This window comes from Cupriavidus basilensis (assembly GCF_029335485.1).
GTDB classification, from domain to species: Bacteria; Pseudomonadota; Gammaproteobacteria; order Burkholderiales; family Burkholderiaceae; genus Cupriavidus; species Cupriavidus basilensis_E.
This window is the reverse complement of the sequence record NZ_JARJLM010000467.1, coordinates 1-10895: the sequence shown is the minus strand read 5'-3', so window position 1 is coordinate 10895 and position 10895 is coordinate 1. Positions and strand designations below refer to the sequence as shown.

The window sequence follows — 10895 nt, the reverse complement described above, 5'->3', positions numbered from 1 at the left end:
TGCAGCGCCGCCGCGGCCGCCGTGGATTGCTCCACCAGCGCCGCATTTTGCTGCACCATCTGATCCAGTTCGCTGACAGCGCGGTTCACCTCCTGGATGCCGCGGGTCTGCTCGATGGCGGCGTGGGTGATCTCGGAGATGATGCTCGTCACCTTCGACACGTTGCCGACGATCTCCGTCATGGTCTCGCCGGCGCGGCGCACCTGGCCGGAGCCGGAGGTGACGCTGCCCACGGTCGCTTCGATCAGGCTTTTGATTTCCTTCGCCGCCTGCGCGCTGCGTTGCGCCAGGCCGCGCACTTCGCCGGCCACCACGGCGAAGCCGCGGCCCTGGTCGCCGGCGCGGGCGGCTTCCACCGCGGCGTTCAGCGCCAGGATGTTGGTCTGGAAGGCGATGCCTTCGATCACGCCGATGATGTCGGAGACCTTGACCGACGCGTGTTCGATCTTGCCCATGGTGTGGATCGCTTCGCCGATGGCGTCGCCGCCGCTGGCGGCCACGCGCGAGGCGGTGATGGCGGATGCGTCGGCTTGCTTGGCGGAGGTGGCCGACTGGCCGACCGTGGCGGTGATCTCTTCCATCGAGGCCGCGGTTTGCTCCAGGCTGGCCGCGGCGGACTCGGTGCGGCGGGACAGGTCGACGTTGCCGGCGGCGATCTCGTCGGCGGCGGCGCGCACGGATTCGCTGGCGTCGCGGATCTGGCGCATCACGCTGACCAGCTTGTCGGCGAAGCTGTTGAAGGCGCCGGCGATCTGCGCGACTTCGTCGCGGCCGTCGGCGGGCAGGCGCTGGGTCAGGTCGCCATCGCCGGAGCCGATGGCGCGCATCGCATCGCGGATCTGGGACAGCCGGCGGAATGACACCGCGGTGAACGCGCCGACGATGGCGGCCGCCACGCAGGCAATGACCACCAGCGCGAGCAGCGATGCCATTAGCACCGAACGCATGCCGGCGGTGGCTTCGGCCTTGTCGAGCGCGATCACGGCGATCCAGTCGGTGCCGGGCACCGCGCTGGCGCGCAGCAGCCTGGCGCTGCCGGCCACCTCCACTTCCATCGGTGCCTTGGCGTCGCGCAACGACGCAAGCTTGTCGGCGGTCAGGGCGGGCGCGAGATCCGACACCGGCTTGAGCGTGAGCTTGTCGTCCTGGTAGGCGACGATCTGGCCTGCCTGGGTCAGGAGAATGCCGAAGCTGGCCGGAGTCGGGCGGATGCCCTTGACGTTGGCGATCACGCTGTCCATCGACACGTCGCCGCCCACCACGCCCTTGAGCGCGCCGTCGCGCATGATGGGCACGGCGAACGTCACCACCAGCTTGCCGGAGCTCGCGGCCACGTAGGGCGGCGTCACCATCGGCTTGCCGGCGGCCACGGCTTGCTTGTACCAGGGGCGGGCGGTGGGGTCGTAATCGGGCTTGATGCCGGTGGCGTCCGAGAATTTGTAGCTCTTGTCGGGGAAGCCGACAAAGACGCTGGTGAAGTCGCCGGCGTCTGCCACCTGCTTCAGCGCGGGAACGGGATCGGCCTGCAGCGCGGCATCCTGCAGGGAGTCGATCATCCGGGTGTGGCCGGAAATCCAGTCGGCGATGGCGCCGACGTGGCCGTTCTGCACGGCGGCCAGGCTGTTATCGATGGCTTCGTCGTTGTACGAACTGGCCACCACATGGTTGAGGACGGCGTTGACGGTTAGCGCGGCTACCACGATGGCCACGGATACGGCCATGATGCGCGCTCGGAGGGAGGAGAGCATGGGTGGGTCTTCTCGGTTGATGCCCGGTCAGGGCGGGATGTCGCTTGTCGCTGTGTTTACGGTTGGGATGGGGGAGACTTGAGGCGCGGGGCGCTTGGCGGGCCGTGGTTCGGCAGTCGCTTTTACTGACGGATACTGTGAGGTGCTCGTCTTCTTGAGCGTAGACTCATGACTGAATTCGGACTATATTCGGTTGCATCGAAGCCGTCCTCAGGAGCGCCTGTGAAACTCTCGAATATCAAACCGATCAGTTTTCTGAAGAGCGATGCGGCGCGCATCGTTACCGAGCTCAGTGAGACGCACGAGCCCCTGATCATTACCCAGAACGGCGAAGCCAAACTAGTCGTCCAGGACATCGCGAGCTACGAGGCCCAGCAACAAACCACCGCCCTGCTGAAGATCCTTGCCCTCGGCCAGAAGGAAATTGCGGAAGGCAAGGTGACCGCGGCCGCGGATGTCTTTGCTGAACTGGATCGGCTGGACAAAGAAGCCGGCGTATGAAGGTCGTGCTTCTCGATTCGGCCAGGCAGGACCTGATTGACCTGAGAGCCTATCTTGTCCGATACAAGCCCAGGGGGACCTGGGAGGCCGTCAAGAAGCAGATTCAGGAAACGGTGGCCCACATTGCCGAGTTTCCCGCGTCAGGCTCCCGCCCCGAAGAGTTGGAGGGCTTCCCGGATAGTTTCAGGCAGCGCCTGACGCATCAGCAGCGCATCATTTACAGGGCAACTGCAGACATCGTCTACATCTACATTATCTGTGGACAACTCCAGGATTTCGAGGCGCTTCTGAGTCGGCGGCTGACCAGACCATGAAGTTGGCGGATCTGCGAGAATCACCTCCCGGTGACTGATGCGCATTGACGGTTTGCGAGCCTATCGCCCGGCGGTGCCCGATCCGCCATTGCAAACCGGGGACTGTCCTGCGTGCTCGGCCATGCAAAACCAAGTGCAACTGGCGACGGAGGCGCCGGCCTTCAACGTTTAGACAGACGAGGCATCGACCAGGGAGCAGCCGATGCGGAAGATGAATGGATTAAGATGGCTACCAAGAAACCCACACCCACCTGGAGTGATGTCAAGACCAAGCTGGCTGACCTCGACCGTGCCGGCCCGTTAAAGTTGCTGCAAGACCTGCACGCCGCCAGCAGGGATAACCAAGCTTTCCTGCATGCCCGATTCGGTCTTGGCGAGGATGTGCTCAAGCCCTGTAAGGCCACTATAATGTTCGCGCAGGCCTTGATGGCCATCGAGAATCTGCCAGACGCACAGCGTCCTTCCTTGTGGACGCGGCTTGAAGCCGTATGCCGCACCAGCCAGGATTTCGGCTATGGCGTCGGTGACGGCATGAGCGAACTTCTTGCCGAGTTCGGTTTCAGTGACTGAGCGCGATCCCCTGGCCGCGCTGCAGGCTGAAAATGCCCGCCTGGTCGCGCTGCTGGAACAGCATAAGATCGAATGGCGCTTACCACAAAAGCCAGCGCCTTCCGTTCCGGAGGCGGAGTTCCCGCGCCTTTCGACGGACGCCAAGGTAGCGTTGTTCCGCCGGCTATTCCATGGCCGGACGGATACCTATCCGATCCGTTGGGAGAGCAAGACCAGCGGAAGGTCAGGCTATGCCCCCGCCTGTGCCAACGAGTGGCGAGCCGGCATTTGCGAGAAGCCTCGCATCAAATGCTCGGACTGCGGCAATCGCCTGCTGATCCCCCTCTCGGACTCCGTCATTTATGCGCATCTGGCCGGGGAGCACACCGTGGGCGTCTATCCATTGATGGAAGACGACACGTGTTTTTTCCTCGCCATCGATTTCGATAAGGCCGAGTGGAAGGAGGACGCGCGTGCCTTCGTCCAGTCCTGCGAAGATCTCGGCGTTCCCGTTGCCCTCGAGATCTCGCGCTCCGGACAGGGTGCGCACGCATGGGTGTTCTTTTCTGGCAGCGTGTCGGCGCGCGACGCGCGTCGCCTCGGCACTGCGATCATCAGCCATACCTGTGCCCGCTTGCGGCAACTGAAACTGGAGTCCTACGATCGCCTGTTTCCGAACCAGGACACGATGCCCAAAGGCGGCTTCGGAAACCTGATCGCCTTGCCCCTGCAGAAACGGCCTCGCGAGAATGGGTATAGCGTGTTCGTCGATGTTGATTCGCGCCCCTATCCGGACCAGTGGGCATTTCTGGCGTCCATTCGGCAAATGGCGCCACACGACATCGAGCCTACGATCCTGCTAGCCACCGGTGAGGGGCATCCCTTGGACGTGACTTTCATCGACGAAGAGGACTTGGCGACACCCTGGAGGCGCCCGTCTTCGCCGCAAACGAATCTGTCCGTGCCGATGCCGGAGTCGCTTACCGTGACGCTGGCCAATCTCATCTATATCGAAAAGGCATCACTGCCTCAGCCGCTAGCTAACCGTCTGATTCGCCTGGCGGCGTTCCAGAATCCGGAGTTCTACAAGGCACAGGCAATGCGTTTGTCTGTATGGGACAAGCCGCGCGTGATCGGATGCGCTGAAAACTATCCGCAGCACATCGCCTTGCCGCGAGGCTGCCTTGATGCCGTACGGCAGTTGCTGCGTGATCATGGCATCCGTTGTGAACTTCGCGACGAGAGGTATTCGGGCGAGACGATTGAAGTGAAGTTCGTCGGCACACTGAGGCTGGATCAGGAGGCTGCCGTCGCCGCAATGCTGCACCATGAAGTCGGCGTGCTGTGCGCGCCGACCGCCTTCGGCAAGACAGTCACGGCCGCCGCGATGATCGACCGGCGAGGTGTTAGCACCCTGGTGCTGGTGCATCGCACCGAGTTACTCAAGCAGTGGCAGGAGCGCCTGCAGGGTTTTCTCGGTGTTGGCAAGGACGTCGTCGGCACCATCGGTGGGGGCAAAGCCAGGCCAACCGGCAGGATTGATATCGCAGTAATGCAGTCGCTTTCCCGGCAGGGAGAGGTCAACCCGCTAGTCGATAACTACGGCCACCTAATTGTCGACGAGTGCCACCATGTCGGCGCGATGTCTTTCGACGCGATCTTGAAGCGAGCCAAGGCGAAATACGTGCTTGGACTGACCGCGACCCCGATTCGCCGCGATGGGCAGCAGCCCATCATCTTTATGCAGTGCGGGCCGATTCGCTATACAGCCGCGAAACCGGCCAACGCGCCACAAGATCTGGAGGTGATGGCGCGCATGCGCGATATGCGCATCGATCTGCCTGCGGAATCCGGCATCCAGGAGGTATTCAGGCACCTTGCCCAAGCCCAGGTCCGAACGGATGCGATTGCTGCTGAGGCCGCTAACGCATTTGTTCAAGGGCGGAAGGTACTTGTACTGACAGAGCGCACCGAACACCTTGACGCAATTCGGACTGTATTGGAGGCCAAAATACCGGCAATGTTCATTCTGCACGGCAGGATGTCAAAGAGGCAGCGCGCTGCTGTCATCAGCGAACTGGACGCGTTGCCGCCAGATGCTCCGCGCATTCTGCTGGCAACCGGCAAGCTGGTGGGAGAGGGGTTTGACCATCCGCCGCTTGATACGCTGGTGCTGGCGATGCCGGTGTCCTGGAAGGGGACGCTACAGCAATACGCTGGCCGGCTGCACCGCGAGCATGCCACCAAAACGGACGTGCGAATCATTGATTTTGTCGATACTGGCCACCCCGCGCTGCTGAGAATGTGGGAGAAGCGTCGGCGGGGATATCGAGCGATGGGGTATCGAGTGGCGGAAGGTTCGTCAGGCCTCGACCCAATCCACCAATGAATCCTCCCAGCGTCTGAAAACAGCGGAAAATTCCAGTGGCACGCGTAATTTCCGACGATCGGGAAACCGTGGGGGAGAGCGGTCCCTCGTCCAACGCGAGCAGCTGATGCGTTGCCTGAACGGGCAGCCGGTGGTCATCGAGCTGCCCGGACTATACCGTCCAGTTCCCCCTGGCCGCGGGGCTGTCGGCCTCGTTGCCTTCGATCAGGCGATATGGCGGGGCAGACGGCGCAGGGTGATTGTGGCGGGCTTGGCGACTCGCCCCCACTGCCGGATGCCGATCCACGCGACCGGAGGAATCCGCGCGAGGAAGCGCCAGGCGCCACTTCCGTCTCTCCGCCCAAAGCCTATAACCTGCTCGCCACCTCTTCGATGGCCACCAGCGTATCGAGCGCCGCTCCCGCCAGCCCCATATTGTGCTTTCCGCCCCGCACGCCGGCCTGCCGCGCGTTGATCCGGATGAGTTGCGTGGCCTGGCGCTCGCCGAAGCGCCTGGCCGTGGGAATCTCCGTTCCTGCGCCAACCTCGATCACCAGGATGTCATTGCGGGCGCCGATCCATGCGTCCAGCCTGGCTCTCGATTCGGCCGTCGGCGGATCGACCCAGGCGTAGTCGTCGAACATCAGGATGTTGGGGCGGGCCATGCCTGCGCAATACGGGCATTTGGGCGGCTCGTTCAGCAGCAGGCAGTTCGCTTCGTCGATCTCGGGGGTGAAGCCGTCCGCGCTCCAGATGCGTTCGCAGCAGGGCTCCAGGCACTGCAGCACGTGGATGGATCCGTGGCACTCGTGTACCGTTTCCGGCGCGAATCCCGCGCGCTGGAAGTGTCCGTCGACGTTGGACGTGAAGACCCGGTATCCCTCCGGCATGCCCTCGGCCCAGCGCCGCAGGATCTCGAAGCCGGCATGCGGGCGCGTGCGCCGATAGAGTGCCAGGCGGTGGCCGTAGAAGCCCCAGGCCAACGCCGGGCGGGCGGCGAATGCGTGGGGTGACGCAATGTCCTGGAAGTTCAGGCCCGCGGCGCCCAGCGCGGGGTAGGCCCGCCAGAATCCTTCGGGCCCTCGGAAGTCGGGTAACCCGGAGTCGACCCCCATGCCGGCGCCCGCCGTGACCAGCAGCGCTCGCGCATGCTTTACCCAGTGCGCGGCTTCTTCGATCTTGTCCTGATCGTTATCCATTCTTGGTTCCCCGTAAGTTTTCCGCCCAACGGCGAAATTGCATGATCGGCCCATCGCCCGGCGCGAGCAAGGGATGCGCCGCGTGCGTCTTGTGCGTCCGGATGTCGACGCCCCGCAGCCGGTATTGGAGTCCGGATTCGTCTCGCGGCGATGTGTCGATGTATCCGTGTATCTGCGTACCGCTGTATCGCTGCTTCACGACCGGGGTGAATGCTAGATGCGGTACCGGACAACGGAATGTCCGGTCTGGACGCCAGACTTGCGGCTACCGAAACACAGGAGCCTGCTTATGCATCAGAACGAACACCTCGAAATGACCATCCGCCATGACGAGCCGAGCCCTGTCAAGCCGCTGCGGGTTGCGATTCAACGGTGGGGTTTCTCGGAGCAGGAAGTGCAAGGCGTGATGATGGATTGCCCGACCTTTGCCGGCGCGATCGACTGGGTGCCGGGCGGGCGCGCCGGTGCGCGGCCCGATGTGGTCGTCCACCTGGTGGATGCAACGCGTTTGAGCGGCGCCAACGGCGGCGCCTTGTGGAATGCCATGGGGCCGGTACAGGCGATGCGAAAGGCGCGCCAGACCGGCAGCCTGGAAATAGTGCTGGTGCTTGGATCGGCCAGCCAGTTGCCGGCAGTCCGCGCCGGCTGCTGGATTCTCGCCGGCTCGCGCAGCCTGGCGGGCGCGCTGGCCATCCTGTTGCGCTCGACCCTGGAGCCGTCGGAGCTGATGGGCGCGCGCGGCGGGCAGCTCCGGTGGCTGCGGGACCTTGCATCGCTCGACGCGACCTGTCTGCTCCTGCAGCAATCCGATCCCGATCCCGAGCGCTTGGCCGGCAAGATCGAGGGCGATCTCGTTTCCCTGTTTGGCGCGGGATACGCGGCCCCCTCCTGGATCTCCATTGCCGGTCCGGGTGCGGCTATCGCCGCGCTTCGCCAGACCACCGGGATCATTGCCGGCCGCCTGAAATACTCCGCCCGGCCTTTCGAGGCATCCTGCGCCGATGTGGTGGTCGCCTTTCCCTGGCCGGACCTGGCGCGCTGAGCGCCGTGCGCTACAGCGGGTTTGCTGCGTAGCGCTGGGCCGCGGCAAGCAGCAGGCCGCCGATTTCCTCGCGCAGGTGCCGTGGAGCGAGGACTTCGACAAAGGGCGAGCGTTCCAGCAGAAGATTCTTGAGCGCGACGGAGGGCGTTACGGTGGCGGTGAGGGTAAATCCGCCTTCTTCCTCTTCGATGGCCTGGTCGGCCGCCAGCTTCACCGCGCGGAACTGGCTGGGAATCGCCCTGGTCTCCCGCACGCGCAGAACGATCTGTTCCGGCACCTCCGGAAACCACTCCAGCACCTTCTCCTTCTTGATGAAGGCGTCGAGATTGAAATCATCCTCCCGTGCCAGTTCGTAGCCAAGGTTCCTGACTTCGAGGATCCGGTCGAAGCGCAACAGGAATGCTTCCCCCTGTTTGCCGCTCGAGCGCTTGCCTCTCACCACCAGGTACCAGAACGGCCCCTTCTCCACGATCGCATACGGCAGCACCTTGTGTTCCTTCGGCTCCGCGGCGTCCTGGTCGGCCTTCCGGTAGTGGATATGGAGGGACTCGTCCCGATACAGCGCGGCCCAGATCGTCTCGAACATGCTCTCGCTGACATCGGGCGGGATCAGGGGGTAGCCGGGGTCCAGGCGGGCGGTCTTTCCCATCCAGGCGCGGGCGTTTTCCAGGCGGGTATCGAACGCGCTTTCATGGAGCACGCGGGCGGCGCCCTCAAAGTATCCCTCCAGGTCGCCGATAACACCGTTCGGGAGATGATGTTTGGCGAGTTGCCGGAGTTTCAGCAGGGCGAGGGCCAGGTCGACCGAGGGGCGGATTGCGTCTTTCGGGCCTTTGGCGAGGAGCTTCCAGCGGGTGGCGGGCCCTTCGCCCTCGCGTTCGAGAAGACGCTCGTTCTCGAGATGCTCGAGGACACGCCGCGCCTTGCGATCCTGAAATTCAGGGAATCGTCCCCGGATGATCTTCTTGAGTTCCGTCGATGGCCAGACACGGTTGGGGTGCTGCGCCATTGCGTCCAACACAGCTTGATGTTCTGGGGAGATCATGGGGTGGGTGTTTGTAACTTTTTGTAAGTTATCGAATCGTATGGAACCGGACAGGATTTGTCCAGTTCCCGTCCAAATATCCGAGCCCGGCCAAAACCACACAAGGAGCGTGCCGAAATGAATAAGAGTCAATATCTCGGTCAGACCGAAGTCGCAGGGTTCATCGACTACATGGCGGGTGTCATCAACGGCTCGAAGGCCCTCGACTTTCCCTACCGCTTCCACTATCTGCACGCGCCCGCCGACTTCGACGAAAAATTCGGCCTCGCGAATATCGCCGGGCGTCTCAAGGATCTGTTCGAGCGCTATTGGTGGAGGCGAGCCTACTACGGGACCAACGAAGCACTGCTGCAGGCCGTCCAGCAACAGCTCAGGGTATCGCTTGAAGGGGAGGTGCAGGATGTGGCCAGGGTGCGGGATGCCGTCGCGGCAACGATGCACTGGGGGCTGAGCCCGCGCGCGGCTGCATACAATATGGCCTGGGCCGACGAGCAAGGTTTCGGGCTTCCGGCGGTTTTGCTTGCTGGCAAGCATGCCCTGGAATCCGAGAACCCGGACTTCAGCGTCTTCAATGGGCGCGTCCGGATGAATGCAGGCTATACCAAGGTGTTCTCACTGCTTTGCGATGGGATCATCATCTATGACAGCCGGGTAGGGGCCGCCTTGGGTTGGCTGGTCAGGAGATTTCTGGCTTCGACCGGCTTTGTCGGGCGGGTCCCGGAAACGCTGGCGTTCCGATGGGCCCCCGGCATGAGCGCGCAAATCCGGAATCCGTCCGGGGACGGGTTCAGATTCAAGCGCCTCGGCGTCAGCGGAGGCGATGAGGCGTGGGCACGTGTGAACGTCTATGCGAGTTGGATCCTGGAGGCCGCCCGCATCAAATCCGGCGCCCATTGGTGTGCAGATGGCAATGGCCTGCGCAGGATTGAAGCTGCGTTGTTCATGCTCGGCTATGGCCTGCCGCCATCGGTCATTGTCCAGCCACCCGAGCCGGTGCTTTCGCAAGAGCCGAAGGAGGACGCCGTGGCGGCAGCGGGCAACTATCTCCCATTCCACTACGCGAACGGGTACTTCGATGTCGACGAACTGGTGAACTGGGTGGAGTCCCTTGGCAGGGGATTTGTCATCGTCGGCGGAAGGAACGCAACATTTGAGAAGCATCAACGGCCGGAATCCCTGGACTACTGGCTTCGAGCGCGCTCGACCAACCGCAACGTTCGGCAGACCGATCAGGCTTTGATTCAACGCCTGGCAGGCACGGGGCGATTTGAAATTGCGCAGCGACGGTGCCCGGTGTCCGGCCGGCGGGTTGGCAGCCTCGTGCTGCGTGGCGTGGGGCAAATCGCGCCATCCGACGATGGCGTCCGCTCTCGGTGAGTACATCACTGGCGCATCCACCCACACCAGACCGCAAGGTTTAATCCCCCTCTCGGACGCTGTCGTTCATGCCCACCCCGTTGCCGTCGATCCGGCGGCATGACGGCGGAGACGGCGCCGGGTGATTGTGGTGGGCTTTGGCGACTCGCCCCCGCTGCCGGATACCGAGCCACGCGACGCGGGCAATCCGCGCGTGGCAACCGAGGGGGCGCCAGGCACCCCTTCCGTGTCTCCGGCGCAAGCCTATGACTTGCGCACTACCTCCTCGATCGCCACTGGTGTGCCGGGTGCCGCACCCGCCAGCCCATCGCCCGATGCGCGCAAGGGCTGCGCCAGGTACTTCTTGTGCTTCCAGATGCCGATGTGCTCCAGCACGCTGCCAGCGTGGTCCCGATCCTGTCCTTTCCAGATTCGTCTTCTGGCGATGCATCGACGTATCGAGGTATCCGTATAGCTGCGTATCGCCGTACCGCTGCCTTCACCTGGAGGCGAATGCCAGACGCGGTACCGGACAACGGAATGCCCGCTCTGGGCGCCAGATTTGCGGCCACCGAAACACAGGAGCCTGCGTATGCAGCAGAACGACTACCTCGAAATGACCATCCGCCATGACGAGTTGAGCCCTATCACGCCGTTGCGGGTTGCGATTCAGCGTTGGGGTTTCTCGGAGCAGGAAGTGCAAGGCGTGATGATGGATTGCCCGACCTTTGCCGGCGCGATCGACTGGGTGCCGGGCGGGCGCGCCGGTGCGC

At 63.4% G+C, this 10895-nt stretch carries 11 protein-coding genes; 7 read left to right on the top strand and 4 right to left on the bottom strand.

The features are described 5' to 3' along the window. Nucleotides 1-1748, bottom strand: a 1748-nt coding sequence (locus tag P3W85_RS28950) for a methyl-accepting chemotaxis protein (protein ID WP_276267282.1), incomplete at its 3' end; no start/stop codon positions are given. A 222-nt stretch (nucleotides 1749-1970) separates the two neighbouring features. Here P3W85_RS28950 and P3W85_RS28945 point away from each other — a divergent pair. The 4 genes from P3W85_RS28945 to P3W85_RS28930 all read left to right on the top strand — a co-directional run bounded on the left by P3W85_RS28945 (nucleotide 1971) and on the right by P3W85_RS28930 (nucleotide 5501). Beyond that, nucleotides 1971-2249 (top strand): type II toxin-antitoxin system Phd/YefM family antitoxin, encoded by a 279-nt coding sequence (locus tag P3W85_RS28945; protein ID WP_276267281.1) that lies wholly within the window; start codon nucleotides 1971-1973, stop codon nucleotides 2247-2249. Then, complete coding sequence (locus P3W85_RS28940) at nucleotides 2246-2563, top strand: type II toxin-antitoxin system RelE/ParE family toxin (RefSeq protein WP_276267280.1); 318 nt, start codon at nucleotides 2246-2248, stop codon at nucleotides 2561-2563. The genes P3W85_RS28945 and P3W85_RS28940 overlap by 4 nt, the downstream gene beginning before the upstream one ends. A gap of 225 nt (nucleotides 2564-2788) precedes the next feature. Beyond that, entirely contained in the window at nucleotides 2789-3133 is a 345-nt protein-coding gene (locus P3W85_RS28935; RefSeq protein WP_276267279.1) for a hypothetical protein, read from the top strand. Next, on the top strand, nucleotides 3126-5501 hold the full coding sequence (locus P3W85_RS28930; RefSeq protein WP_276267278.1) for a TOTE conflict system archaeo-eukaryotic primase domain-containing protein: 2376 nt from the start codon (nucleotides 3126-3128) through the stop codon (nucleotides 5499-5501). Before P3W85_RS28935 ends, P3W85_RS28930 begins: the two co-directional genes overlap by 8 nt. 347 nt (nucleotides 5502-5848) lie before the next feature. Here P3W85_RS28930 and P3W85_RS28925 read toward each other — a convergent pair whose 3' ends face one another. Beyond that, nucleotides 5849-6679 carry an SIR2 family NAD-dependent protein deacylase gene (locus P3W85_RS28925; RefSeq protein WP_276267277.1) on the bottom strand — a complete coding sequence of 277 codons (831 nt, stop codon included), beginning with the start codon at nucleotides 6677-6679 and terminating at the stop codon, nucleotides 5849-5851. A 289-nt stretch (nucleotides 6680-6968) separates the two neighbouring features. Here P3W85_RS28925 and P3W85_RS28920 point away from each other — a divergent pair, with 289 nt between their 5' ends. Continuing rightward, the gene (locus P3W85_RS28920) at nucleotides 6969-7721 is read left to right on the top strand and encodes a hypothetical protein (RefSeq protein ID WP_276267276.1); all 753 of its coding nucleotides are present in this window, start codon (nucleotides 6969-6971) and stop codon (nucleotides 7719-7721) included. Nucleotides 7722-7731: 10 nt separating this feature from the next. On the opposite strand, the gene P3W85_RS28915 is transcribed toward P3W85_RS28920, so the two are convergent. Then, entirely contained in the window at nucleotides 7732-8766 is a 1035-nt protein-coding gene (locus P3W85_RS28915; protein WP_276267275.1) for a helix-turn-helix transcriptional regulator, read from the bottom strand. 117 nt (nucleotides 8767-8883) lie between these two features. Between P3W85_RS28915 and P3W85_RS28910 the strand changes: the two genes are divergently transcribed. Beyond that, a complete protein-coding gene (locus P3W85_RS28910) occupies nucleotides 8884-10143 on the top strand; it encodes a hypothetical protein (protein ID WP_276267274.1) in 1260 nt (419 codons plus the stop codon). 243 nt (nucleotides 10144-10386) lie between these two features. Here P3W85_RS28910 and P3W85_RS28905 read toward each other — a convergent pair whose 3' ends face one another. Beyond that, the gene (locus tag P3W85_RS28905) at nucleotides 10387-10518 is read right to left on the bottom strand and encodes a hypothetical protein (protein ID WP_276267273.1); all 132 of its coding nucleotides are present in this window, start codon (nucleotides 10516-10518) and stop codon (nucleotides 10387-10389) included. Nucleotides 10519-10714: 196 nt separating this feature from the next. On the opposite strand from P3W85_RS28905, the gene P3W85_RS28900 reads away from it, so the two are divergent. Next, the coding region (locus P3W85_RS28900) for a hypothetical protein (RefSeq protein WP_276267272.1) at nucleotides 10715-10895 on the top strand (181 nt) is incomplete at its 3' end.

Excerpts from the sequence above, each read along its gene's own strand:
- P3W85_RS28940 (WP_276267280.1), top strand. The coding sequence starts at position 2,246 with ATGAAGGTCGTGCTTCTCGATTCGGCCAGGCAGGACCTGATTGACCTG.
- P3W85_RS28935 (WP_276267279.1), top strand. The coding sequence starts at position 2,789 with ATGGCTACCAAGAAACCCACACCCACCTGGAGTGATGTCAAGACCAAG.
- P3W85_RS28925 (WP_276267277.1), bottom strand. The coding sequence starts at position 6,679 with ATGGATAACGATCAGGACAAGATCGAAGAAGCCGCGCACTGGGTAAAG.
- P3W85_RS28920 (WP_276267276.1), top strand. The coding sequence starts at position 6,969 with ATGCATCAGAACGAACACCTCGAAATGACCATCCGCCATGACGAGCCG.
- P3W85_RS28915 (WP_276267275.1), bottom strand. The coding sequence starts at position 8,766 with ATGATCTCCCCAGAACATCAAGCTGTGTTGGACGCAATGGCGCAGCAC.
- P3W85_RS28910 (WP_276267274.1), top strand. The coding sequence starts at position 8,884 with ATGAATAAGAGTCAATATCTCGGTCAGACCGAAGTCGCAGGGTTCATC.